The 22,536-nt window shown below is 63.1% G+C and carries 24 protein-coding genes, 1 tRNA gene and 2 rRNA genes (1 of these 27 running past the window's edge); 15 read left to right on the forward strand and 12 right to left on the reverse strand.

Annotated features, from left to right (window positions below; all coding sequences use genetic code 11):
* From FJ428_RS12490 to FJ428_RS12500, 3 genes are all read left to right on the forward strand, one after another.
* Positions 1-2,234, forward strand: a 23S ribosomal RNA gene (locus FJ428_RS12490); it begins 577 nt to the left of the window's first position.
* 272 nt (positions 2,235-2,506) lie between these two features.
* Positions 2,507-2,621: ribosomal RNA gene (gene rrf, locus FJ428_RS12495) — 5S ribosomal RNA — on the forward strand.
* Positions 2,622-2,854: 233 nt separating this feature from the next.
* Positions 2,855-2,931, forward strand: a tRNA-Met gene (locus FJ428_RS12500).
* A gap of 293 nt (positions 2,932-3,224) precedes the next feature.
* Here the strand turns inward: FJ428_RS12500 and FJ428_RS12505 are convergent.
* Together FJ428_RS12505 and FJ428_RS12510 are read right to left on the reverse strand one after the other, a co-directional pair.
* Positions 3,225-3,731 carry an Hsp20/alpha crystallin family protein gene (locus FJ428_RS12505; RefSeq protein WP_140584074.1) on the reverse strand — a complete coding sequence of 169 codons (507 nt, stop codon included), beginning with the start codon at positions 3,729-3,731 and terminating at the stop codon, positions 3,225-3,227.
* Positions 3,732-3,809: 78 nt separating this feature from the next.
* A complete protein-coding gene (locus FJ428_RS12510; protein WP_140500457.1) occupies positions 3,810-4,292 on the reverse strand; it encodes an Hsp20 family protein in 483 nt (160 codons plus the stop codon).
* A gap of 26 nt (positions 4,293-4,318) precedes the next feature.
* Between FJ428_RS12510 and FJ428_RS30270 the strand changes: the two genes are divergently transcribed.
* Together FJ428_RS30270 and FJ428_RS12515 are read left to right on the forward strand one after the other, a co-directional pair.
* Entirely contained in the window at positions 4,319-4,468 is a 150-nt protein-coding gene (locus tag FJ428_RS30270; RefSeq protein WP_181165362.1) for a hypothetical protein, read from the forward strand.
* Positions 4,469-4,559: 91 nt separating this feature from the next.
* Complete coding sequence (locus FJ428_RS12515) at positions 4,560-4,877, forward strand: DUF982 domain-containing protein (protein WP_140500455.1); 318 nt, start codon at positions 4,560-4,562, stop codon at positions 4,875-4,877.
* 123 nt (positions 4,878-5,000) lie between these two features.
* On the opposite strand, the gene FJ428_RS12520 is transcribed toward FJ428_RS12515, so the two are convergent.
* Positions 5,001-5,279 (reverse strand): usg protein, encoded by a 279-nt coding sequence (locus tag FJ428_RS12520; protein WP_140500453.1) that lies wholly within the window; start codon positions 5,277-5,279, stop codon positions 5,001-5,003.
* Between the two features lie 24 nt (positions 5,280-5,303).
* Positions 5,304-5,645 carry a hypothetical protein gene (locus FJ428_RS12525; protein ID WP_224518916.1) on the reverse strand — a complete coding sequence of 114 codons (342 nt, stop codon included), beginning with the start codon at positions 5,643-5,645 and terminating at the stop codon, positions 5,304-5,306.
* A 336-nt stretch (positions 5,646-5,981) separates the two neighbouring features.
* Between FJ428_RS12525 and FJ428_RS12530 the strand changes: the two genes are divergently transcribed.
* The 4 genes from FJ428_RS12530 to FJ428_RS12545 all read left to right on the forward strand — a co-directional run bounded on the left by FJ428_RS12530 (position 5,982) and on the right by FJ428_RS12545 (position 9,004).
* Positions 5,982-6,296 (forward strand): co-chaperone GroES, encoded by a 315-nt coding sequence (locus tag FJ428_RS12530; protein ID WP_140513826.1) that lies wholly within the window; start codon positions 5,982-5,984, stop codon positions 6,294-6,296.
* A gap of 57 nt (positions 6,297-6,353) precedes the next feature.
* Positions 6,354-7,985 (forward strand): chaperonin GroEL, encoded by a 1,632-nt coding sequence (groL, locus tag FJ428_RS12535; RefSeq protein ID WP_140513825.1) that lies wholly within the window; start codon positions 6,354-6,356, stop codon positions 7,983-7,985.
* A gap of 72 nt (positions 7,986-8,057) precedes the next feature.
* Positions 8,058-8,369 (forward strand): hypothetical protein, encoded by a 312-nt coding sequence (locus FJ428_RS12540; protein WP_224518917.1) that lies wholly within the window; start codon positions 8,058-8,060, stop codon positions 8,367-8,369.
* 338 nt (positions 8,370-8,707) lie between these two features.
* Positions 8,708-9,004: a DUF982 domain-containing protein gene (locus FJ428_RS12545; protein WP_140565961.1), complete on the forward strand. Its 297-nt coding sequence runs from the start codon at positions 8,708-8,710 to the stop codon at positions 9,002-9,004.
* 87 nt (positions 9,005-9,091) lie between these two features.
* Here the strand turns inward: FJ428_RS12545 and FJ428_RS12550 are convergent, their stop codons facing one another.
* Positions 9,092-10,009 (reverse strand): LysR family transcriptional regulator, encoded by a 918-nt coding sequence (locus FJ428_RS12550; RefSeq protein WP_140879510.1) that lies wholly within the window; start codon positions 10,007-10,009, stop codon positions 9,092-9,094.
* Between the two features lie 134 nt (positions 10,010-10,143).
* Here FJ428_RS12550 and FJ428_RS12555 point away from each other — a divergent pair, with 134 nt between their 5' ends.
* Together FJ428_RS12555 and FJ428_RS12560 are read left to right on the forward strand one after the other, a co-directional pair.
* Positions 10,144-10,782 (forward strand): DsbA family protein, encoded by a 639-nt coding sequence (locus tag FJ428_RS12555; RefSeq protein WP_140632842.1) that lies wholly within the window; start codon positions 10,144-10,146, stop codon positions 10,780-10,782.
* A gap of 34 nt (positions 10,783-10,816) precedes the next feature.
* On the forward strand, positions 10,817-11,428 hold the full coding sequence (locus tag FJ428_RS12560; RefSeq protein WP_140879511.1) for an NAD(P)-dependent oxidoreductase: 612 nt from the start codon (positions 10,817-10,819) through the stop codon (positions 11,426-11,428).
* A gap of 40 nt (positions 11,429-11,468) precedes the next feature.
* Here FJ428_RS12560 and FJ428_RS12565 read toward each other — a convergent pair whose 3' ends face one another.
* Together FJ428_RS12565 and FJ428_RS12570 are read right to left on the reverse strand one after the other, a co-directional pair.
* On the reverse strand, positions 11,469-12,923 hold the full coding sequence (locus FJ428_RS12565; RefSeq protein ID WP_140879512.1) for an ROK family protein: 1,455 nt from the start codon (positions 12,921-12,923) through the stop codon (positions 11,469-11,471).
* A 35-nt stretch (positions 12,924-12,958) separates the two neighbouring features.
* A complete protein-coding gene (locus FJ428_RS12570; protein ID WP_140879513.1) occupies positions 12,959-13,867 on the reverse strand; it encodes a tagatose-bisphosphate aldolase in 909 nt (302 codons plus the stop codon).
* A gap of 282 nt (positions 13,868-14,149) precedes the next feature.
* Between FJ428_RS12570 and FJ428_RS12575 the strand changes: the two genes are divergently transcribed.
* From FJ428_RS12575 to FJ428_RS12590, 4 genes are all read left to right on the forward strand, one after another.
* Positions 14,150-15,055 (forward strand): sugar-binding domain-containing protein, encoded by a 906-nt coding sequence (locus tag FJ428_RS12575; protein ID WP_140624446.1) that lies wholly within the window; start codon positions 14,150-14,152, stop codon positions 15,053-15,055.
* A gap of 427 nt (positions 15,056-15,482) precedes the next feature.
* Positions 15,483-16,460 (forward strand): ABC transporter substrate-binding protein, encoded by a 978-nt coding sequence (locus FJ428_RS12580; RefSeq protein WP_140500438.1) that lies wholly within the window; start codon positions 15,483-15,485, stop codon positions 16,458-16,460.
* A gap of 99 nt (positions 16,461-16,559) precedes the next feature.
* The gene (locus FJ428_RS12585; protein WP_140500436.1) at positions 16,560-17,621 is read left to right on the forward strand and encodes a ribose ABC transporter; all 1,062 of its coding nucleotides are present in this window, start codon (positions 16,560-16,562) and stop codon (positions 17,619-17,621) included.
* Positions 17,614-18,360 carry an ATP-binding cassette domain-containing protein gene (locus FJ428_RS12590; RefSeq protein ID WP_140500435.1) on the forward strand — a complete coding sequence of 249 codons (747 nt, stop codon included), beginning with the start codon at positions 17,614-17,616 and terminating at the stop codon, positions 18,358-18,360. The genes FJ428_RS12585 and FJ428_RS12590 overlap by 8 nt, the downstream gene beginning before the upstream one ends.
* Positions 18,361-18,372: 12 nt before the next feature.
* Here FJ428_RS12590 and FJ428_RS12595 read toward each other — a convergent pair whose 3' ends face one another.
* The 5 genes from FJ428_RS12595 to FJ428_RS12615 are packed head-to-tail and all read right to left on the reverse strand — an operon-like array spanning position 18,373 to position 22,475.
* Entirely contained in the window at positions 18,373-18,879 is a 507-nt protein-coding gene (locus FJ428_RS12595; RefSeq protein ID WP_140624445.1) for an L-2-amino-thiazoline-4-carboxylic acid hydrolase, read from the reverse strand.
* Positions 18,876-19,667: an ATP-binding cassette domain-containing protein gene (locus tag FJ428_RS12600; RefSeq protein ID WP_140657216.1), complete on the reverse strand. Its 792-nt coding sequence runs from the start codon at positions 19,665-19,667 to the stop codon at positions 18,876-18,878. Before FJ428_RS12600 ends, FJ428_RS12595 begins: the two co-directional genes overlap by 4 nt.
* Positions 19,664-20,665, reverse strand: a complete 1,002-nt coding sequence (locus tag FJ428_RS12605; RefSeq protein WP_181167288.1) for an ABC transporter ATP-binding protein — start codon at positions 20,663-20,665, stop codon at positions 19,664-19,666. The genes FJ428_RS12600 and FJ428_RS12605 overlap by 4 nt, the downstream gene beginning before the upstream one ends.
* Entirely contained in the window at positions 20,662-21,492 is an 831-nt protein-coding gene (locus tag FJ428_RS12610; protein ID WP_140879514.1) for an ABC transporter permease, read from the reverse strand. The genes FJ428_RS12605 and FJ428_RS12610 overlap by 4 nt, the downstream gene beginning before the upstream one ends.
* Positions 21,489-22,475, reverse strand: coding sequence for an ABC transporter permease (locus tag FJ428_RS12615; protein ID WP_140558319.1), 987 nt, complete (start codon positions 22,473-22,475; stop codon positions 21,489-21,491). Before FJ428_RS12615 ends, FJ428_RS12610 begins: the two co-directional genes overlap by 4 nt.
* Positions 22,476-22,536 lie beyond the last annotated feature (61 nt).

Below are 22,536 nucleotides of genomic sequence, written 5' to 3' on the forward strand. Positions count from 1 at the left end.
CTACAAACAGTGGGAGCCCGCAAGGGTGACCACGTACCTTTTGTATAATGGGTCAGCGACTTAGTGTGACGAGCAAGCTTAAACCGCTAGGTGTAGGCGCAGCGAAAGCGAGTCTGAACAGGGCGTTCAGTTCGTCGCATTAGACCCGAAACCGAGTGATCTAGCCATGAGCAGGTTGAAGGTAAGGTAACACTTACTGGAGGACCGAACCCATAACTGTTGCAATAGTTCGGGATGACTTGTGGCTAGGGGTGAAAGGCCAATCAAACTCGGAAATAGCTGGTTCTCCGCGAAATCTATTTAGGTAGAGCGTCGACCGAATACCCCAGGGGGTAGAGCACTGGATGGGCTAGGGGTCCTCACCGGATTACCAAACCTAACCAAACTCCGAATACCTGGGAGTACTAGTCGGCAGACACACGGCGGGTGCTAACGTCCGTCGTGAAAAGGGAAACAACCCTGACCTACAGCTAAGGTCCCCAAGTTATGGCTAAGTGGGAAAGGATGTGAGGATCCCAAAACAACCAGGATGTTGGCTTAGAAGCAGCCATCATTTAAAGAAAGCGTAACAGCTCACTGGTCTAAATAAGGGTCTTTGCGCCGAAAATGTACCGGGGCTAAAGCCATACACCGAAGCTTAGGGTTCGTGAGCAATCACGAGCGGTAGCGGAGCGTTCTGTAAGCTGATGAAGCCATACCCGTGAGGGGTGGTGGAGGTATCAGAAGTGCGAATGCTGACATGAGTAACGTAAGGGGAGTGAGAGACTCCCCCGCCGAAAGACCAAGGGTTCCTGCTTAAAGCTAATCTGAGCAGGGTTAGCCGGCCCCTAAGACGAGGCGGAAACGCGTAGTCGATGGGAACCACGTTAATATTCGTGGGCCTGGAGGTAGTGACGGATCACACAAGTTGTCCAATCTTATCGGATTGAACGGGCAGCGGAGTGGTTCCAGGAAATAGCTCCTCCTTATAGACCGTACCCGAAACCGACACTGGTGGTCTGGTAGAGTATACCAAGGCGCTTGAGAGAACTATGCTGAAGGAACTCGGCAAATTGCACGCGTAACTTCGGAAGAAGCGTGACCCTTTTCTGCGCAAGCAGAGGAGGGTGGCACAGACCAGGGGGTAGCGACTGTTTATCAAAAACACAGGGCTCTGCGAAGCCGCAAGGCGACGTATAGGGTCTGACGCCTGCCCGGTGCTGGAAGGTTAAGAGGAGGGGTGCAAGCTCTGAATCGAAGCCCCAGTAAACGGCGGCCGTAACTATAACGGTCCTAAGGTAGCGAAATTCCTTGTCGGGTAAGTTCCGACCTGCACGAATGGCGTAACGACTTCCCCGCTGTCTCCAGCATAGACTCAGTGAAATTGAATTCCCCGTGAAGATGCGGGGTTCCTGCGGTTAGACGGAAAGACCCCGTGCACCTTTACTATAGCTTTACATTGGCATTCGTAGTGGCATGTGTAGGATAGGTGGTAGGCTTTGAAGCCTGGGCGCCAGCTCAGGTGGAGCCACCCTTGAAATACCACCCTTATCACTATGGATGTCTAACCGCGGCCCGTTATCCGGGTCCGGGACAATGTATGGTGGGTAGTTTGACTGGGGCGGTCGCCTCCTAAAGAGTAACGGAGGCGCGCGATGGTGGGCTCAGAACGGTCGGAAATCGTTCGCTGAGTGCAATGGCATAAGCCTGCCTGACTGCGAGACTGACAAGTCGAGCAGAGACGAAAGTCGGTCATAGTGATCCGGTGGTCCCGCGTGGAAGGGCCATCGCTCAACGGATAAAAGGTACGCCGGGGATAACAGGCTGATGACCCCCAAGAGTCCATATCGACGGGGTTGTTTGGCACCTCGATGTCGACTCATCGCATCCTGGGGCTGGAGCAGGTCCCAAGGGTATGGCTGTTCGCCATTTAAAGCGGTACGTGAGTTGGGTTCAGAACGTCGTGAGACAGTTCGGTCCCTATCTGCCGTGGGTGTAGGAATATTGAAAGGATCTGTCCCTAGTACGAGAGGACCGGGATGGACGGATCTCTGGTGGACCTGTTGTGGCGCCAGCCGCATAGCAGGGTAGCTATATCCGGACGGGATAACCGCTGAAGGCATCTAAGCGGGAAACCCACCTTAAAACGAGTATTCCCTGAGAACCGTGGAAGACGACCACGTTGATAGGCCGGGTGTGGAAGAGCGGCAACGCTTGAAGCTTACCGGTACTAATAGTTCGATCGGCTTGATCGTTCTCATTCCTTATGCCCATCGTGAAACACGATGGTCTGGCCAGCGCTCACGCATGAGCGGCCCTTACGGGCCTATGCTCCGCGAGGGCGCCGGACGACCGGCGACGCGCAGTCGCGCTTGCGGGCTTCGCCCGAAAGCAAACTGTGGATGTCGCTCAGGCACAAAAAGACAGGTGAAGAGCAACGAGCCAATAGCGAATAGGCATCCCCTATTCACTATTGCCTACTGCCCAATCCCTAACCCAGCTTCTCGAATAACGTGCGTTTTGCCGACCTGGTGGTTATGGCGGAGCGGCTGCACCCGATCCCATTCCGAACTCGGCCGTGAAACGCTCCAGCGCTGATGGTACTTCGTCTCAAGACGCGGGAGAGTAGGTCGCTGCCAGGTCTGCCAAACGCACGTTAAACTCACATCCAATCGGATGGATGTGAAATCTTCTCTTCACGAACAGGCCCGCCAACGGGACAACGGGCCGCGTAAGCGGCCCTTTCAATTTGGCGGCGCGAAGCAGGCAATCGCCCGCTTCCAAACATCGAAGCAGAAACACCTGCTTCCAGAAATCGAAGCAGAAAACACCTGCTTCCAGAGGTCGAAGCAAGCTCACGCTTGCTCATAGGTGGCGCGGGGTGGAGCAGCCCGGTAGCTCGTCAGGCTCATAACCTGAAGGTCACAGGTTCAAATCCTGTCCCCGCAACCAAATCAAAACAGCCCGGCTCACCCCGGGCTGTTCTTGTATCCGACTGATGGCCGCCCGCTGATTTGAGAACCCTCATCACAGGCCCAGCAAACACCCAAAGCCGACGCAGAGGGTCAAAAAGAAATCCAAGCCAAAGCCAAGCCAAAGCGTTCAGCGGGCCACCGCACAAAAGGCAGACCTGTCGCCGAAGATAATCCAGCCAGCAAGCGATCGCGTCCGCAGTGTAAGCCGTCAATACTGCCGTCTCGACCAGAACCGGCGGGTGGGTTTGTCCCACCGCCGGCATAGGTGGTTCAACTCTTGATCTCGATCCGCTTTGCCTGCGCTTGCGCTCTCGCGGTCTTCGGCAATGTAACCGTCAGGACGCCGTTCCTGAAGCGCGCTTCGACATTGTCTTGCTCTACCTCGATGCCGAGCGGAATGCGGCGCTCGAAACGACCGTAATAGCGCTCGGAGAACTGGCGCTCCTTGTCCTCGGTCTCGGACCGCTTTTCGCCCTTCAGGGTCAGCACGTCGTCATCGAGCAGGACCTCGATGTCCTTTTCCTCCATGCCGGGCACTTCGGCCGTGACACGGACCTCCTTTCCAGTGTCGGAGATCTCGACGCTTGGCCAGCGTGCGCCGTCGGCGGCAACGGAAGACAAGGACGGCAGCCCCGAACCGAAACCACGGAAAACATCGTCGAAAAGACGGTTGACCTCGCGGTGCAACGACATGAACGGATCACGTTCGCCATCGCGCAAAAGGCTGGGCACCTGTCCGCGTTCCCGGCCAAAAGGAATGAGATCACGTACGCTCATTGTCTTTCTCCTCTTTGCTTGCGTCTCCACCACCGGGCGACCGGCGTCCGGTTGGTGGAAGCCCTGACCCGAATTGCCTCACGCGGCCTGTTTTTCCACTTGCACGGGCTTTGCCGCGGATTTTTCCTTGGCTTTGGCCATGCTGGTGCCGATCTCGATCTTGCGCGGTTTCATCTCTTCGGGAATCTCACGCTGAAGATCGACGGTCAGGAGACCGTTGACGAGGCCGGCGCCGGTCACCTTCACATGGTCGGCAAGTTCGAAGCGTCGCTCAAACGGCCGTCCGGCGATGCCGCGATGCAGGTATTCGCCATTGTCCTCTCCGGCACGCTCGCCGGCGATGACGAGCATGTTGGGTTCATGCACGATGCTCAATTCGTCTTGACCGAAGCCGGCTACCGCCATGGTGATGCGGTAGGCGTCGTCACCGGTCCTGGAGATGTCGTAGGGCGGCCAGTTGTCGACGTTCGCCGTGCGGCTGGCATTCTCCAGCAGGTCGAAAATGCGGTCGAAGCCTATGCTCGACCGATAGAGCGGTGAAAAGTCGAAAGCGGTTCTCATAGCCATATCCTCCTTCGCTGAGCAACATGGGTACGAGGAGTGCCAAGGATGCGGCACTCCTTGACCTGCCGGCCCTTCCGGCGCCGGCGGAATCGATCTGGGAACTGACGGGCGTGGCGTCAAGAGGCCTGATCGAACGTCTCGTCGAGATTCCGGCGGCCCTTGACGCGGCCTGAACGGCTGACCATCTCGATCACGGATGGACGGTCGCCGGTGACGCCATCCGATTGCTTACTCGCAAAAAGACGTCAAAAAACGGAGGAAGTGATGAACGATATTCGGTTTCCCCAGCCGATTACCCTCGAATTGTCGGACGCCCCACGCAAGGTCGCCAGCAGCTTCGAGGCTCTGGAATGCCTGGATCAACAATGGCCGAAATGGGCGCGCGGACCAAGCTGGCGCGCCGCCGGCCGTGCATGCCGTGATGCGCTGGATGGCTGGCGCAGCGGGCGTGCCGCCTACAAGGCCTTCTTGAAGGCGGCCAAGCGAGCCGGCCTGACGAGGGGCCGCTCCGCTTCGCCCCAGCAATTCCGTTCCGCGGCGATGTCAAGGACGGCCCAGCCGATGGCTGTCAGAGCAGGATGACACGAATCCCATCACTCATCCTGCTCGGGAACTCTGATTTTAGGTATGCTCAATCGAGCCTTTGAGCGCGCCGCGTTGCAGGCGACGCGCTTCAGGTTTTTTGATCCGCTCAATGTGATCCGCTCAATGGATGGCAACGATGCCGTCAACGGCGCGCCATTCCGACGGTGTGATTAGACGATGATGTGCGACGCGCACGGAATGCAGCGTGCCGTCCAGTTCGCTTTCCCAATAGCCAAGGAAGCCCTTCAGCTCCGGGAAATCGGGAGCGAGGTCGTATTCCTGCCAGACATAGAGCTGCAGCAGGTTGGGGTAGTCAGGCATATGATAGTGAATCTCGGCCGTGGTCAGGCCGTAGCCATCCATCTGCAGGCGGAATTCTCTGCTGACCGCAGTCACCATATGTTTCTCCTTTCGCTTACGACCTCATGCATTCATCCTGGCGAAGTCGTGCCGGAATTCATCCGGCGTGGACCGCGGCGCCGGCACGTCGATGTCGAGCTTGCACAAGGCCTCCATGACGTGGTCGAAGGAAACCGGCCGCTCGACTCCCGGCGGCAGGCGCAGTTCCGGCATCGACTCCACCGCGCAGGCATCCGAGGCCCAAGACGACAGGATCGCCCGCTTTTCCCAGAGGTCGAGCGCGTCGTCTTCCAATACCTCGTCAGGATGTTTGAAGTGCCTCGCCGGCGAAAGCAGCCGGTCAAGCGAGGTGTCGGGCGTGTCAGTCAGGGAAGGCATGATCGGCGAAAATTTCTGTCGGTCCATCGTTGTCCTCCGTCTGCAAAAACTCCTCGATAGCGTCCAGTTTCCGGCTGTGCTTCGGCAGCGCCGGCCAGGATAATCTTGTTGGCCCTCTACCAAAATTCAAGCGGTGAAATCGTCGACTTGGTGAGAATTCCTGCATGATAACAACGCGTTGGCACTCTCGTGCGACGAGTGCCAAAATTTTTGCGCCAACCTCTTGAAACCGGAAAATTCCAAAACTAGCTCGATATGCGCGCGCGATGCCTGAACAAGGGTCGCGGCACCTCGTGCCGGGCCGATATTGCCGGTCCGGCGCGGAGGAACCTCAAAAACTGTTTGTCCTTGAAGGAGAACGACATGACGTTCCGCCCATTGCACGACCGTATCCTGGTCCGCCGCATCGAAGCCGAGGAGAAAACGGCTGGCGGCATTATCATTCCCGACACAGCCAAGGAAAAGCCGCAGGAAGGCGAGGTGATCGCCGCCGGCCCCGGCGCCCGAAACGAAGCCGGGCAGCTACAGCCGCTCGACGTCAAGGTGGGTGACCGCATTCTGTTCGGCAAATGGTCCGGCACCGAGATCAAGCTCGGCGGCCAAGACCTGATCATCATGAAGGAAAGCGATGTGATGGGCGTGATCGAGCAGACCGCGACCGTGAAGAAGGCCGCCTGACGGCTTCTTGCCAAGTTATCAGTCAACGAAAGCTGCCTAAATTGAAGGAGTGATCCAATGGCTGCCAAGGAAGTGAAATTCCATACCGAAGCCCGCGAGAAGATGCTGCGCGGCGTCGACATTCTGGCCAATGCGGTGAAGGTGACGCTCGGTCCCAAAGGCCGCAACGTCGTTATCGATAAATCCTTCGGCGCGCCGCGCATCACCAAGGATGGTGTGACGGTGGCCAAGGAGATCGAACTGGAAGACAAGTTCGAAAACATGGGCGCGCAGATGGTGCGCGAAGTCGCTTCGAAGACCAACGACATCGCCGGCGACGGCACCACGACCGCGACCGTTCTGGCCCAAGCCATCGTCAAGGAAGGTGCCAAGGCCGTTGCCTCGGGCATGAATCCGATGGATTTGAAACGCGGCATCGACAAGGCCGTGGAGGCGGTCGTCGCCGAACTGAAGGCCAACGCTCGCAAGGTGACGAAAAACGATGAGATCGCCCAGGTCGGCACCATTTCGGCCAATGGCGATCCCGAGATCGGCCGGTTCCTCGCCGAGGCGATGGAGAAGGTCGGCAATGAAGGTGTCATCACGGTGGAGGAGGCCAAGACCGCCGAGACCGAACTGGAGGTGGTCGAAGGCATGCAGTTCGACCGCGGCTATCTCAGCCCGTACTTTATCACCAACCAGGACAAGATGCGCGTCGAGCTCGAAGAGCCCTACGTGCTGATCCACGAGAAGAAACTGTCCAACCTGCAAGCCATGCTCCCCGTCCTCGAGGCAGTCGTGCAGTCGGGCAAGCCGCTGCTGATCATCGCCGAGGATGTCGAGGGCGAGGCGCTCGCCACGCTGGTCGTGAACAAATTGCGCGGCGGCCTGAAGGTCGCGGCAGTCAAGGCGCCCGGCTTCGGCGATCGCCGCAAGGCGATGCTGGAGGATATTGCCATCCTCACCGGCGGCACGGCGATCAGCGAGGATCTCGGCATCAAGCTCGAGAACGTCACGCTGCAGATGCTGGGCCGCGCCAAGAAAGTGGTGATCGAAAAAGAAAACACCACCATCGTCGACGGCGTTGGCCGCAAGGAAGAGATCCAGGGCCGCATCGCCCAGATCAAAGCGCAGATCGAGGAGACTACCTCCGACTACGACCGCGAGAAACTGCAGGAGCGGCTGGCGAAGCTCGCCGGTGGCGTCGCCGTCATCCGTGTCGGCGGTTCGACGGAAGTCGAGGTGAAGGAGCGCAAGGACCGTGTCGACGACGCGCTGCATGCGACCCGTGCGGCGGTCGAGGAAGGCGTACTCCCGGGCGGCGGCGTCGCGTTGCTCCGGGCCGCCAAGGCGCTCGATGCCTTGCCGATCGACAATGCCGACCAGAGGACCGGTGTCGAGATCGTGCGGCGTGCGATCGAGACCCCGGTGCGCCAGATCGCGGAGAACGCCGGCGCCGAGGGCTCGATCATCGTCGGCAAGCTGCGTGAGAAGAGCGAGTTCGGCTGGGGCTGGAACGCCCAGACCAACGAGTTCGGCGATCTCTACGGTCAAGGCGTCATCGATCCGGCAAAGGTCGTGCGCACCGCGCTTCAGGATGCCGCTTCCGTCGCTGGCCTGCTGGTCACCACCGAGGCGATGGTAGCCGAGAAGCCAAAGAAGGAGGCCGCGACCCCTGCCATGCCCGCCGGCGCGGGCATGGACTTCTAGGACGCTTGGAGGCCGCCCGCTCCCAGAAGTGGGAGCGGGCGCTTCCCGGGGAAAGTTTGGAGAGAGACCACTATGACCGGTATCGGTTCGGTTTCGGCGCCCACGCATCCGGCAAACGAATTTCTCGCCTACGAGGCAGAATGCAGGAGCGTGCTGGGGCCATTGTTGATGCGCGTTCTCGACATGGCCGAGTCCGCAGGCTGGAGCCGCCGTACGGCGGCGTCGACGCTGATGTTCCTGGCCGCGCAGCATGTGTCGGCAGCCTCGGAAGGCTCCGGCGGCTCAACCAGGGATGGAGGACGCGATCATCGGAGCCCCACAGCAAACGATGGACCGATGTCCGGTTGGGAAGAGGACCGACATGATCGTGGGCCAATTGCGTGAATGCCTGAAAACGTTGAGGTGGAAAGCGGCAGACCTCGTCGACGAGCTTGGTTGCCCGCAAAGCCAGGTCGCCGCCTGGCTCGATGGGCGGGCGCTTCCGCCGCTTTCCGTCCTTGCCTGGCTCGAGGCGCTCGCCAGGGCGCATAGGGCGCTACCGGCGCCTGGCCGAGGCTCGCCGGTGCTCAAGCCAAGCCCGGTCGAGCCAGCCGAGATCAGGCTCGTGGCCGCCGGAAATCCGACGACACCGGCGCACCCGCCCTATCCGCGCCGACCTGTCTTCGCGCACCAGGCTGCGCGACATGCTTCGGTTCGTTTGCCATCGAATGGAGGTTTAAATCATGGCACAGATGCGCTTTGAAGAACCCGTGACGATCTTGGTCGGAATGGGGCTTCCGGTAACGATCGAGACTGCGATGGAAGCATATGCCGTGTTGCAGGACTGGCCCGTTGCCAGCCGAAACGGCGCCCATGCCGTCGCCCTCAACGCTTGCAAAGCCGGCATTGCCGGCAAGATCGATGCGGAAACCGTGCGGGCGACCTTGATCGCCTTCGCGCGCCGCAATGACATTCTGGTGCCGAATATGATCTCGCCTGCCAGTATCGCATCCGGTGGCCGCGCCGTGCGAGCGGATTGAGTATCTATTTGCGACCTATCGGTGAGCGCCCCGGCGATCCAAAATGATCGGCCCGTCAGCCTCGAGCTGGCGGGCTGTCTCGTCGCCTCAGGCCGTTTCGACGAGACGCGAGCGTTTCTTCTCGGCGGCCGCCAGCAACTCGACGAAGGCGCGGACCTTGGCTGGCCGGAACCGGGCCGGAGGGAAAACGGCATGGATGCCGCCGGCAGGCAACATCCAGTCGGCAAATACCGGCACGAGACGCCCCTCGGCGATATCGTCGCCGACACTGTAGTCGGGAAATACGCCCAATCCGATACCGGCGAGCACGCAGGCAAGAGCCGCCGGGCTCTTGTCGCACATGATGACCGGGTTGAGTTCGGTCAACACCGTTTCTCCCTCTCTTGAAAACAGCCATTGGCCGATGCCGCGCAGCTGGGCGTTGCCGACCCAGGCAAGCGATCTTGCCTGGCGCGGGGTGACATCGGGCGGCAGGCTTGCGGCGAAGGTCGGGTTCGCCACCACGACCTGCTGTATCGTGCCCAGGCGCCGCGCCTGATTGGACGAATCCGCAAGCCAGCCGACGCGGATGCCGAGGTCGATCTGCTCGTCCACCAGATTGCTGACGGCGTCATCGAAAATCGCCTCGACGCGCATATGCGGATAAGTTCGGAGATAGGCGGCCATGACCGGCGCAACGATCTTCGTGCCATAGTCGAGCGGCGCGGTCAGCCTCAGCATTCCCTTGGGTTCGACTGCCCCGTGCGAGATCTCACCATAGGCCGCTTCTGCTTCGCGCAGGATGATCATCGCGCGGTCGTAGAAGAGGCGACCCTCCTCGGTCGGCGTGACACGCCGCGTCGTGCGCCGCATGAGCGTCGCGCCCAATTCCTGCTCAAGCCTGCCGACCTGGTGGCTGACCACGGCCTTGGCCACGCCAAGCCGGTCCGCCGCCGTGGTGAACGAGCCTGTCTCCATCACCGTGGTGAAATAGACGAGCCGATTGAGATTGAGGAGTTCGGTCACATGCTTTGTCTGATTAGATCAGACAGTTTGTATTATTGGGCACCATTTATTGCAAGACCATCACCTGCCACATGTAAGCCAAGACATTTGGCGGACGGGGCAGCCAACGCCACCGCAACGGAGACCGGGCGACCGTGGGCAATCCAGAAGTGACCTACCTTTTCGATCCGCTCTGCGGCTGGTGCTATGGCGCAAGCCCGATGCTCGAAAAACTGTCCGGCAGCGGCGTGCGCGTCGAGCTCTTGCCGACCGGCCTGTTTTCGGGGGCAGGCGCTCGGCCGATGGATGACGGTTTTGCCGCCCATGCCTGGGCGAACGACCAGCGCATCGAGCGGTTAACGGGACAGGTTTTCACGCAGGCCTATCGCGACAACGTGCTGAATGTTCGCGGCACGTTGCTGGATTCCCATGCCGCGACCCTCGCGATTACCGCAGCGGGCCCGGAAGATCCCGGCCGCCGGCTGGCCGCGCTGAAGGCGATCCAGAACGCGCGCTATGTCGATGGGCGCGATATCGTCACGGTCGGCGGTGTCGCCGAGGTGCTCGCCGACGCCGGCATGGCCGATGCCGGCGAACTGGTGAAGGCGCCAACCGAAGGATTGCTGACAGCTCACCGCGAACTGGTCGGCCGAGGCCGCGCGCTGTTCCAGCGCCTGCATTCCAACGGCGTGCCTTCGCTCGCCATCATGAGCAACGATGCGCCGCGCCTCATCGGTTCGAACGCGCTGTTCGGCAGTTTCGACAATCTCCTCGCTCATATCGCGGCCGCGTGATCCCCAACCGACCTCCAAAGGAATGGAAAAAGACATGGCAAAAGTCGCTCTCATCGGCGCATCGGGCGCAGTCGGTTCGCGCCTGCTCAAAGAACTCTCCGGCCGTGGCCACACGGTCACCGGCATCGCCCGCAATCCTGAAAAAATCGCGGCGCTGCCTGGCGTGACGGCCAGGAAGGGCGATGTCTTCGACATGGAAGGCCTGGCCAAGCTGATCCGCGGCCATGATGTGGTGACCAGTTCGGTGCATTTCCTCGACAGCGATGCCGACACGCTGATCGCCGCGGTGCGAGCCTCCGGCGTGAAGCGCTACCTGGTCGTCGGCGGTGCGGGCAGCCTTGAGGTCGCGCCCGGCAAGCGGCTGGTCGACACGCCCGAATTTCCCGACATCTACAAGGCCGAGGCGCAGAAGGGCGCCGACTTCCTCGACAAGCTGAAGACCATCGATGACCTCGATTGGACGTTCCTGTCGCCATCCGCCATGTTCATCCCGGGCGAGCGGACCGGCAAGTTCCGCCTCGGCAAGGACACGCTTCTGGCTTCGGACAAGGGCAGCAGCATTTCCTTCGAGGATTACGCCATCGCGATGGTCGACGAGATCGAGAAGCCCGCCCACATAAAGCAGCGCTTCACCGTCGGTTATTGACTAGGCAGGCCAGGCCAGCTGCTTCTTGTCCACCAACATTCTAAACGTCGCCCGTCATCGTCGCTCGCAGCCATGCCGTGATGGCATCGAGGTCGATCGGTTTCGTCGTGTCGACGTCGAAGAGCGGGCCGCGCCGCAGCGGTTCGGCGCGCCTGGCGAGTTCGATCAGTTCGGGGATATAGGACGCGCCTGGATGGCCGGGGAGACGCTGGCCGAGCCGGGCGCCGTAACGCTCGGCAAGGACTTCGCCGGGCGCATGGCACCAGATTTCGACGGTCTGTTCGACCCCGGCATTCCTGAGATGATCATCGAGCAGCTCGCGCGGCTGGAAACCGAACCAGGCGTCGACGATGAATGTGGAGCCCGCTGGGGCTTCGCCGACGACTGACCAGATCGCCCGATAGCTGGCGCGGCCGAGCGTGCGGTTGAATGCGCGGTCGCCGCCGCCGAGCACCTCGAGAAACGGATTCTTGATCGTGTCGAGCGCAAGCAACGGCCATCCCATGCGGTCGGCGATGCCGCGCGACACCGTGCTCTTGCCGCTGGCCGGGATGCCGTTGACCAGCACGGCGCGCCTGGCCGCGCCGGCTTGCACAAAATGCCGGCCAAAAATCGGCGCTGTCGCCATGTCTGTTCCGGCCAGCGCCTGCAATCCCGCCCCGATCACGCCGGCGTCGTCGCCGAGCTGCGCCGGCTCGACCGGGCACTGGTACCACGGCGCCAGGGCCGGCGCGCGGCCGAGCGCCTTGTGTGCCGCCCAGCCAAGACCGCCGCCGAGCAGGACGACACCGGGGTCGAACATGGCGACGCTGGTATCGATGGCGGCACGCAAAGGCATTGCCCAGGCTTCGAGTATAGTGCGCGCCTGGACGTCTCCGGCGGCGTTGCGGGCAAAGAGCTGGTCGACCGAAAGGTCGGGACGCAAGCCGGCCCGCGCGATGTGACGGCCAAGCGCGGTGCCCGAACTGGTGGTCTCGACACAACCGCGCCGGCCGCAGGCGCAGATCTCGCCATTGACGTCGACGGTGATGTGGCCGAGCTGCCCTGCCGTTGCCCGGCCACGCATGATCCGCCGATCTTGAGCGACGGCCCCGCCAATGCCAGTGCCGATGGTGAACATGGCGACGTCGTGATGACCCCGGCCGGCGCCGAGCGCCATCTCGGCGACCAGTGCCATGTTGCAATCATTGTCGATGACGACGGGCTTGCCGGCCATGTCCTCCAGGCACTGCGCCAGCGAGACGGAGGCCAGATTGACGTAGCCGCCGGACAGGACCGCGCGGCGATGCGCATCGACGCGGCCGGGAACACCGATGCCGATGGCCGAAACCTCCGATGTGTCGAGCCGGCGCACCATCCCGGCGATCCGCGAGAGCACAGCCTGCGGGTCCGGCGCGCTCTTTTCGGACAGACGTTCGAGGATTTCGCCGGCGCCCGAAATGCGGGCGGCCCGCAGATTGGTGCCGCCTATATCTATCCCTATGCTGGGAGGCATGACGTCCTGCACGTGTCGGTGATCCAACGCGGATATCAGGCGGCGGCCTTGCGCCGGTGATGCCCGATTACCGCCTGGATCTCACGCAATCGCGGCACCGCGATGGTCTTAAGCCTTTCGCGCTGAATGTCACGATCGAGCGAGATGCAGTCCTTCCACAGCGAGCGGCCGGCGATAACGCCGGAGGCGCCGTTCTGCATGGCAATCTCGACCTGGCCGAGGAAGGTGGCGTGGTTGACGCCGGCCGAAAGCACCGCCCACGGCACCTCGCCGGCCATTCTGGTGATGTTGGCGCAGGCCTCCGGCGTTCCGGGATACGGAAGCTTCAGCACCTTTGCCCCGCACTCCAGCGATATCCTTGTGCCTTCCTCGACGAGCCAGGGGGTCTTCGCCGCATAATCTTCAGGGCTTTCGCCTTCGAGCTGATAGGTCAGGAATTCGACGACGAGCAACAGATCTTCCTGCCCGAAATCGGCGATGCATTGGCGCAGGATGGCGATGTTGTGCTCATTCGCTTCGGGCTTGTCGGCCCGCAGATACACCATGATCTTGCCGCCCGTGCCACCCAGTTCGCGCACGCGGCGCGCATCGATGCCGGGGACAAGGCGCGACAGGCGATAGCCTTCAGGCGAGACGTCGAAACCCGAGGCGTCGAGGCCGATAAGCAGCGCGGTATCGCGGTTCAGCACGCCCTCCTCGACAACCCGCGGCACCGCGCAGAGCGGGTCGAGCAGCACGCAGGACGCGGCACTTGCAAGGTAGCGCGTGATGTCGGCCTTGGTGTCGCCGAGCATGTCGTTGGTGATCCTGGCCTGTTCGGCCGGATCCGACGCCAGCAAGGTGCGCATGCCGCCGCGCTGGTCGCAGGCGATGGCCAGCATGGCCCCGTCCTTGCCGCATATCTGCTGATAGCCGCGCAGCTCCGCGGTGGTCATCTTTGTCATGGTCTCTGTCCGATGTTGGCGCTCTCTGGCCGAGGGCGCGGATCCCGTGGAAACAAGAATGTTCAGTTTGCCCGCCTGCCGGCAGGAAGATTTGCCGTCTTGAAGCGCCGTCCATTGCCCGGAAAAGCACACCTTGCCGGCGCCTGGGCAGGACGGCCTCAAGTTGCGAGTTCGCCGGATTTGCGCGATAACTCCCATCGGCGTATACGTGTGTAACACGTTGCTGAAAGGAATTGCAAGCTGGCTGTCCCTCCCATTCAGGATGCGACCGCATCGCGCACGATGCTGCACACGGTCGCCAAACTGCATTACGAGGCGGAGATGTCGCAGGTCGATATCGCGCGGCAGCTTGGCGTCTCCACCGCGACCATATCGCGCCTCTTGCAGCGGGCGCGGGCGGAAGGGATCGTCCGTATCGAGGTTCTCGACCTGGCGGCACCTGAGGAGATCACCGGACAGCTGATCGATAGGCTAGGCCTGCGTGACGCAGCGGTGGTCGAGACGCCGGCCGCAGGCGCGCTGACGGCGCTGGCCGGCCCGCTCGGCGGCCTTCTCAAGCAGGCGCAATTGGTGGCCGGCTCCGTGGTCGCCATCGGCTGGGGGCGCGCGGTGCGCGAGGTGATCCGCGCCGGCCTGCCGCGCATTCCGGGCGTGCTGACCGTTGCCGCCACCGGCGGCATGCAGCAGCACGCGGCGCATTTTCAGGTCAACGAATTCGTCCGCCTCGCCGCCGAGGAGTTCGGCGGGACACCGCACTTCATTCATGCGCCCTATCTGCCTTCCAGTGAATTGCGTGAAGTCTTCCTTGGTGATGCCGCCATCAGCGATGCCGTCGCGCTGTGGGACAGGACCGATGTGGCGATCGTCGGCATCGGCCTGCCGCATGCCATCAATGCACCCGAGGCGAGCGCCGCCACGCCGAGCGAGCAGGCGCTGGTCCATGCGGCCGGCGATGTCCTTCGGCATTATTTCGATGCCGATGGCGCGCTGATCGCCTGGGAAGGAGAGGGCCGGATGATCGCTATGTCGCCGGCGCAGCTCCGCGCCGTGCCGCTGGTGATCGGTGTCGCGGCGTCGCCGGAAAAGGCGACGGCCATCATCGGCGCCGCTCGCGCCCGGCTGATCAACGCCGTGATAACGGATACGAAGACGGCGCAAGCCATCCTCGCTACCCTGCCGCCGCGATAGTGCCGCCCGCCGCCCCGCCGCCGCATTCCAGTTCGCGAGGGCGATTTTACGAAATCGGTTGTGCCGCCGAGAAGTCGAGGCAATAGTTCGGCGGGACTTTGTGGAGCAGTCGGATGTTGCGTGAAAAATCCGGCGTTGCGACCCGGAAAACCGAGTTGCAATTTATTTCTGCAAAGTGTTACAAGTTTGTGAACTTGGCGTGCAATGCATGCCGGGTGCCGTGGTTCTCTGACCTCGCGGAGGTGAGGAAGTGACCGTGGCTATCGTGCCGGTCGGCTGGACCGGCTGACATATCGACTGGAGGGCGCTTGGGAGGAGCTGCCCGCGAAAAGCAAACAGGCGTTCCCGGCCGTCTTGTCCCAAGCGGACGACGGCCATTCGATGTCACTTGCAACGGCAGATCTGCCAACACAATGAGGAGGATGTCATGAAGAAGATCGTTGCCGCGCTCGCGGCTCTCGCCGTCAGCGCGACGGTGCTTATCGCGCCCGCGCAGGCGCAGGACAAGAAATACACCATCGCGCTCGTTCCGGGCCTGACCACCGACGGTTTCTACATCACCATGCGCAAGGGCGCCCAGGCCGCGGCCGACGCCCTTGGCGTGAACCTGGTCTTCCAGGGCGCTCCTGAGTTCAATCCGGTCACCCAGGTGCCGGTGCTCGACGCGGTCATCGCCAAGAAGCCGGACGCGATCCTGATCGCGCCTACCGACAAGGTCCAGCTGGTCGAGCCGCTGCGCAAGGCCAATGACGCAGGCATTCCGGTCATCACCGTGGATACGTTCATCGGCACCGGCGCCTATCAGACCGGAGCGGGTGACGCCGATTTCCCGCTGGCCTACATCGCTTCGGACAATGTGCTGGGCGGCGAAATCGCGGCGCGGGCGCTTGCCAAGGCCGTCGGCGACAAGGGCAAGGTCTACGTCTCCAACGTCAAGCCCGGCATCTCGACCACCGACCAGCGCGAGGAAGGCTTCAAGAAGGAGATGGCCAACCATCCCGGCATCACCGTTCTCGAGACCCAGTTCAATGACGACGACGCCAACAAGGCGGCCTCGCAGCTGCAGGCGGTGTTCGCGCGCAACCCCGACCTCGTCGGCGTGTTCGGCGCCAATCTGTTCTCGGCGCTGGGCGCCGCCAATGGCGTCAAGCAGGCAGGGCAGACGGGCACCGTCAAAGTGGTTGCCTTCGATGCTCCGACCAGCATCGTCGACAACATCAACACCGGCCTTGTGGATGTGGCGATCGCCCAGCATCCCGCAGAGATCGGCTATTTCGGCGTCGTCTCGGCCTATGCCCACCTGACCGGCCAATCCATCCCGGTCACGATCGGCACCGGCTTCACGATCATGGACAAGTCCAACATCGCCGATCCGAACATCTCGAAGTATCTCTACTCCGAGTAAGTCCGGACCAGCTTGGCTCTTCCCGGTGCGCCGGGAGGAGCCTGTGCCGGTCCCGCCAGGGCGGGACCTGTTTGAAGGCAGCCGCGCCGCGGAGTACTCATGACCTCGACATCACCAGCACAGCCAGCCGAGAAGCATGTCGCCCCCCAGGCTGACCACGGCGATCCCGCCAGGAGCTGGATCGCACGCATCGCCGAGGGGCGCGCCTGGCTGTTTCTCGCCGGCCTGATCATCTGTTTCGAGATCTGGTCGCGGAGCGCCTTCGGCGCCACTTTCGTGCTCAATCCGTTCAATCTTCAATCCATCGCGATCTTCGCCGTGGCGCCGCTGCTTTTGGCGACCGGGCAGACCTTCGTCATCATTTCAGGCGGCATCGACCTGTCGCTGGGCTTCATCATGGGCCTTGCGGCGGTCATCGCCGCGCATGCCACCAACATGGCGGGCGCCGCCATTCCGTTGCCGTTGGCCATGCTGGCCGGCATCCTTGCCGCGGTGATCGTGGCCGGCGTGCCCGGCGTCATCAACGGCTTGCTGATCTCGCGGCTCAGGGTCCCGCCCTTCATCGGCACGCTCGGCATGTTCGGCGTCGCCCGCGGTGTCGCCTTCCTGCTTGCCGGCGGCACGACGGTGCCGGTACAGAATTCCTGGTTCGCACTGCTCGGCAACGGCAAGTTCCATGGCGTGCCCTATCTGGTGATGATCGCCGCTGTCTTCGTCGTCGTGATGCACTATCTGCTCAGCCAGACCCGGTTCGGCCAGCACAATTACGCCATCGGCGCCAATGTGCAGGCGGCGCGCCGCGCCGGCATCGACATCAGGGGCCACATCCTGCGGCTCTACGTGCTGTCGGCAATGTGCGCCGGCCTTGGCGGCGCGCTCTATGCCGCGCGCTTCACGGCGGGGGCAGCGCAGGCCGGCGAACCGCTGCTGCTCGACAGCGTCGCGGCGGTGGTGATCGGCGGCGCCAGCCTGTTCGGCGGCTCCGGCACGATCTTCGGCACCGTCGCCGGCGCGCTGGTGATCGCGGTCATCCAATACGGGCTGGTCTTCGTCAATGTGGAGCCGTTCTGGCAGTTCATCGCCGTCGGCGTCGTCATCATCATTTCCGTTCTCATCGACCAGGCGCAGCGCCGGTTCAGTGGAGCCCGTCAGGATGAATAGCACCGAGCCCCTCCTCGAAGTCCGGAACCTTTCCAAGCACTTCGGTGCGGTACGGGCGCTCAACGATTTCTCCATGGCCGTGCGGCCGGGCGAAGTGGTGGCGCTTGCCGGCGACAATGGCGCCGGCAAGACGACCCTGATCAAGGCAATATCGGGCGTGTTCCAGCCGACGGGCGGAGAAATCCTGCTCAGAGGTCAGCCGGTGGCTTTCGCCACGCCGCAGGAGGCGCGCGAAAAGGGCATCGAGACGATCTACCAGGATCTCGCGCTGGCCGACAATCTGTCGATCGGTGCCAACATCTTCCTCGGCCGCGAACCGATGCGCAAGGCGTTCGGCTTCCTGCCGGTGCTCGACCGCAAGGCCATGGCCGAGGCCGCCAGGGAGACGATGAAGCGGCTGGACTTCCACGTCAGCCGATTGAACGCGCCGGTCAGCAATTTCTCCGGCGGCCAGCGCCAGGCCGTGGCCATCGGCCGCGCCGTCTACTGGGACGCGCAGATCCTGATCATGGATGAACCGACGGCCGCGCTCGGCGTGCCGGAGCAGCGCAAGGTGATTTCGCTCATCCATCAGCTCAAGGCGCAAGGGCGCGGCGTGATCTTCATCTCGCATAATCTGCAGGACATCTTCGCCGTTTCCGATCGCATCGTCGTGCTGCGGCGCGGGATCCAGGCCGGCGAGCGCAAGATTTCCGAGACCAACCATGATGAGGTCGTCAGACTGATGGTCGGCGGCTAAGGCCGTCAATTGCTAGCCGGCATCGCGGTTGGTCAGCGCGATATGGCAGCAGCCGCTGCCGTGGCCGGGCGTCCAGGTGACATTGTCGAAGCGCACGCCGGTCGCCTCGAACAGGCCACGGTCGAAGGCGCCGGCGATGCGGCAGAGCGTCGCGAGTTTTTCCTCGCCGACGCCGGCCTCGACCCAAGCATCCTTGAGGGGGCAGCGTTTCACCTTGAAGGCGATGCGGTCGGGCCCGCGTTCGACATCGGTCGGATACATCCGGCCGTCATCCGGGCTGACCGACAGGAAAGCTTCGCCGATTGAGCGCGCGTCGTTGGGACCGAATGCGGCGAAGGCGGCTGCGGCCACTTCCTTGCCGCGCTGCTCGATGGTCCGGGTCATTATCGCCTCGGCTCTTTCGGCGCCCAGCTCTCCGGTCAACTGATCCAGGAACAGGCGATAGAGGTCGGCCCGGTTGCGGAATGCGGAATCGAGTTCGCGCGACAGTTTCTCGGCTCTGGCTTCGGGGTCGATCATGATGCTTCCTGCGTGGTTCTTCTGAGCTTTGGTGCGGCTGCCACGAGCGCCTTGCCGATAGCCGATCGCGGCGCATCGATGACGGCGCGGGCATCGCCGCTCTCGGCAATCCGCCCGCCGTCGAGAAGGATGACGCGGTGGGCGACGGCCCTGACGACGCCGAGATCATGCGAAATGAAGAGATAAGCGATCCGTTCCTGGCGTTGCAGGTCGAGCAAAAGATCAAGGATCTGTCCGCGCACCGAAACATCGAGCGCCGAAACCGCTTCGTCGAGCACGATCAGCGAGGGTTTCGTGGCCATGGCGCGTGCAATCGCCACCCGCTGTCGCTGGCCGCCCGAGATTTGATGGATGGCGCGAGAGGCAAGCTCCGCCGCAAGCCCGACGCGCTCCAGCAGGGCGGCGATACGGCGCGGGCGCTCGGAACGGGAGGCGAGCCCGTGGATACGCAAGGGATCGTCAAGCACGCGCGCCACCGTGGCGCGCGGATTGAAGGCGGCAAGCGGATCCTGGAACACCATCTGCAAGCGAGCGCGACGCGCACGCAAGCCGGCGCCGCCCAGAGCCAGGAAATCATGGCCTTCAAACTCGATCCGGCCGGCATCCGGCTCGATCAGCCGCAACACCAGCCGGGCGATCGTCGACTTGCCGCTGCCGGAGGGTCCGGCCAGCGCCAGCGTCTCGCCGGGCCCGATTTCGAAAGAAACGTCGTCGGCCGCGGTAACCGTCTTGCCGCCACGGCGGTAGTGCCTGGTAAGGTTGGAAACTGCAAGCACGGGGACGCTCATGCGATCATGCCGTGGTGCAGCGGTTCGGCGTCGAGGCCGATATGGGCCTCGAGCAGCGCGCGCGTGTAGGCTTCAGTTGGCGCACTGACGATCTGTTGCGTGGCGCCAAGTTCGATCAATTCGCCATGCCGGAACACGGCAATGCGGTCCGCCAGCTCGGCGGCCAGCGCAATGTCGTGACTGATGAACAGCAGCGTCATGCCGTCTTCTTCCACCAGCCGCCGGATCAGTGCGACGATCTCGGCCTGCACGATGGTGTCGAGCGCGCTGGTCGCCTCGTCGGCGATCAAAAGTCTTGGGCCGGCTGCGATCGCGGCTGCAATCGCCACACGCTGCTTCTGGCCGCCGGACAGCTGATGCGGATAGGCGCGCAGGGCGGAGTCCGGGTCGGCCAGGCGGACGCGTTCGAGCAGGTCCTTCGCGCTGGCGTATGCCTGAGGCCATGTGAGACCGAGATGGGTGCGGGAGACTTCGGCGATCTGTTTGCCGACAATCATGACAGGATCGAGGCTGGCGGACGGGTCTTGAAAGATGAAGCCGATATCGCGGCCGAGGAGGGGTGTGGGGCTTGGTTTGGAAGTGGTCTTTTGGACGCTGCGTTCTATGAGGCCCCCCTCTGTCCTGCCGGACATCTCCCCCTCAAGGGGGGAGATTGCACCTTCATCTCGGCCTTCGCCAATCCCCAATGGTGTAGGGGAGCCATCGGCGAAGCTGCCAATCTCCCCCGTTGAGGGGGAGATGTCCGGCAGGACAGAGGGGGGTGCCTTCGCACCCAACGCTGGCAAAACCCAATCGATACGTCCGTCAATCCTGGCGCTCGCCGGCAACAACCCCGCAATCGCCAAAGCCAGCGTACTTTTGCCCGAACCGCTTTCGCCGATGACGGCCAGCCGCTCGCCAGCCTTGATGTCGAGGCTGATGTCCCTCAGCGCCACCACCTCGCCGTCGTCACGGCGGTAGGTCACCGCGAGGTTGCGGATCGAAGCCAGCGCGGTCACGACAGGCCTCTTCTGATCGCCGTGGTTTCAACGATGCCTTCACCGGCGAGATAGACGCCGAGCACCGTCAGGACCAGCGCTATGCCGGGCGCGATCGACAGGAAGGGCGCGGTGCGCAGCACCGCGCGGCCCTCCGCTATCATGCCGCCCCAGGTGACCCGATTGGGGTCGCCAAGGCCGAGGAAGGACAAAGCCGCCTCGGTGAGGATCGCCGCTGCCACGATCACCGAGGACAGCGCCAGCACCGGCGGCAAGGCATTGGGCAGCACCTCGCGAAAGGCGATTTCCAGCGGATGCATGCCGATGACGCGCGCGCCGGCGACGTAGTCGCGCTCGCGGATCGACAGCACTTCCGCGCGGGCCACGCGCGCGGGCCCGGTCCAGGTGCCGAGCGCTATTGCCGCCACGACGACGCCGATCGAAGGGCCGACCACGCTGACGAAGGCCAGAGCGAGCAAAAAGCCCGGCAGGGTCTGGAAGGCATCGGTGACGCGCATCAGCACCTCGTCGGTGAGGCCGCCGGCAAACCCGGCCACCGTGCCCACCACGGAGCCGATGGCCAGTGCGGCGGCCGCTGCCGCAAGGCCGACGGCAAGCGACGTGCGAGCGCCGTGGAAAAGCTCGGCCAGCACGTCGCGGCCGAGGCGATCCGTGCCGAGCGGCAGCGACCAGTCCTGGAAGGGCGGCAGCAGCGCCGGGCCGGCGATGGCTTGCGGGTCGCCCGGAAACAGCAGCGGCGCTGACAGGGCCGTGACGCACAATGCCGCCAGGAGGATGGCGCCGGCGACCGCCTCCGGCGTGCGCAGAAAGCGGCGGAGCGTGCTCATGTGCCGGCCTCGCTGGCGCCGACGCGCGGGTCGAGAAAGGCATAGGCGACATCGACGAGAAGATTGATGACGATGACCAGGACGGCGCTGACGAGAATGATGCCGAGCAGCAAGGGCGTGTCGCGCGCGGCCACTGCCTCCTGCGCCAGCCGACCCAGACCGGGCACGGCAAAGACACTCTCGATCACGACGCTACCGCCCAGCATCTGCGCCGACTGCAGGCCGAGCATCGTGACCAATGGCAGCAGCGCATTGCGGGCGACATGGGCAAGCACGATGCGGGGGAGCGACAAGCCCCTGGCACGGGCGGCCAGCACAAAATCCTGCCGCCAGACCTCGGTCATGCCGGCACGCATCATCCGCAAATAGAGCGCCAGGTAGATGAAGCCGAGGCCTGAGACCGGCAGGACGAGATGGATGGCGATGTCGGCGGCGCGGTCGAGGCCGGCCTTGCCGGAGGCGATGGTCTCGATGCCGCCGATCGGCAGCCAGCGCAGGTCGACAGCGAAGACGACGATCAGCACCAGGCCGAGCCAGAAACCCGGCACCGCGTAGAGCGCCAGCGAACCGATGGAGAGAAAACGGTCGCGAAAACTGCCCGGCCTGGCGCCGGCATAGATGCCCAGCGCCGAGCCGAGGCCGAAGGAAAGCGCGGTGGCGCTGCCCATCAACCACAGCGTGGTCGGCAGGCGCTCGAGGATCACGTCGCGGATCGGCCGCGAAAAGGTGACGGACTGGCCGAGATCGAGATGCAGCAGCGCCCAGAGATAGTTGGCGAGCCGCGTCAGCTCCGACTGGTCGAGGCCCCAGCGATGGCGCAACAGCTCGATCATGCCGGCATCGCCGCCGGTAGAGACGATATAGGCATCGACCGCGTCGCCCGGGGCGGCCTCGAGCAGCAGGAACGTGCCGATGACGACGATCAAAAGCACGAAGACGCTGCCGACGAGGCGACGGCGGAGGAGCGTGAGGGCGCGGTTCATGCGGCCCTCGATGGGTTGGCGATACGTTGGTTAGGACCGCGCCTGGGCACCCCCCTCTGTC

It is taken from the genome of Mesorhizobium sp. B2-8-1 (assembly GCF_006440955.1).
GTDB lineage: Bacteria > Pseudomonadota > Alphaproteobacteria > Rhizobiales > Rhizobiaceae > Mesorhizobium.

Excerpts from the sequence above, each read along its gene's own strand:
- FJ428_RS12615 (WP_140558319.1), bottom strand. The coding sequence starts at position 22,475 with ATGAACCGCGCCCTCACGCTCCTCCGCCGTCGCCTCGTCGGCAGCGTC.
- FJ428_RS12585 (WP_140500436.1), top strand. The coding sequence starts at position 16,560 with ATGACCTCGACATCACCAGCACAGCCAGCCGAGAAGCATGTCGCCCCC.
- FJ428_RS12600 (WP_140657216.1), bottom strand. The coding sequence starts at position 19,667 with ATGAGCGTCCCCGTGCTTGCAGTTTCCAACCTTACCAGGCACTACCGC.
- FJ428_RS12515 (WP_140500455.1), top strand. The coding sequence starts at position 4,560 with ATGAACGATATTCGGTTTCCCCAGCCGATTACCCTCGAATTGTCGGAC.
- FJ428_RS12545 (WP_140565961.1), top strand. The coding sequence starts at position 8,708 with ATGGCACAGATGCGCTTTGAAGAACCCGTGACGATCTTGGTCGGAATG.
- FJ428_RS12590 (WP_140500435.1), top strand. The coding sequence starts at position 17,614 with ATGAATAGCACCGAGCCCCTCCTCGAAGTCCGGAACCTTTCCAAGCAC.
- FJ428_RS12530 (WP_140513826.1), top strand. The coding sequence starts at position 5,982 with ATGACGTTCCGCCCATTGCACGACCGTATCCTGGTCCGCCGCATCGAA.
- FJ428_RS12610 (WP_140879514.1), bottom strand. The coding sequence starts at position 21,492 with ATGAGCACGCTCCGCCGCTTTCTGCGCACGCCGGAGGCGGTCGCCGGC.
- FJ428_RS12540 (WP_224518917.1), top strand. The coding sequence starts at position 8,058 with ATGACCGGTATCGGTTCGGTTTCGGCGCCCACGCATCCGGCAAACGAA.
- FJ428_RS12580 (WP_140500438.1), top strand. The coding sequence starts at position 15,483 with ATGAAGAAGATCGTTGCCGCGCTCGCGGCTCTCGCCGTCAGCGCGACG.
- FJ428_RS12560 (WP_140879511.1), top strand. The coding sequence starts at position 10,817 with ATGGCAAAAGTCGCTCTCATCGGCGCATCGGGCGCAGTCGGTTCGCGC.
- FJ428_RS12565 (WP_140879512.1), bottom strand. The coding sequence starts at position 12,923 with ATGCCTCCCAGCATAGGGATAGATATAGGCGGCACCAATCTGCGGGCC.
- FJ428_RS30270 (WP_181165362.1), top strand. The coding sequence starts at position 4,319 with ATGGGTACGAGGAGTGCCAAGGATGCGGCACTCCTTGACCTGCCGGCC.
- FJ428_RS12570 (WP_140879513.1), bottom strand. The coding sequence starts at position 13,867 with ATGACAAAGATGACCACCGCGGAGCTGCGCGGCTATCAGCAGATATGC.
- FJ428_RS12575 (WP_140624446.1), top strand. The coding sequence starts at position 14,150 with ATGCTGCACACGGTCGCCAAACTGCATTACGAGGCGGAGATGTCGCAG.
- FJ428_RS12520 (WP_140500453.1), bottom strand. The coding sequence starts at position 5,279 with ATGGTGACTGCGGTCAGCAGAGAATTCCGCCTGCAGATGGATGGCTAC.
- FJ428_RS12525 (WP_224518916.1), bottom strand. The coding sequence starts at position 5,645 with ATGGACCGACAGAAATTTTCGCCGATCATGCCTTCCCTGACTGACACG.
- FJ428_RS12505 (WP_140584074.1), bottom strand. The coding sequence starts at position 3,731 with ATGAGCGTACGTGATCTCATTCCTTTTGGCCGGGAACGCGGACAGGTG.
- groL (WP_140513825.1), top strand. The coding sequence starts at position 6,354 with ATGGCTGCCAAGGAAGTGAAATTCCATACCGAAGCCCGCGAGAAGATG.
- FJ428_RS12510 (WP_140500457.1), bottom strand. The coding sequence starts at position 4,292 with ATGAGAACCGCTTTCGACTTTTCACCGCTCTATCGGTCGAGCATAGGC.
- FJ428_RS12595 (WP_140624445.1), bottom strand. The coding sequence starts at position 18,879 with ATGATCGACCCCGAAGCCAGAGCCGAGAAACTGTCGCGCGAACTCGAT.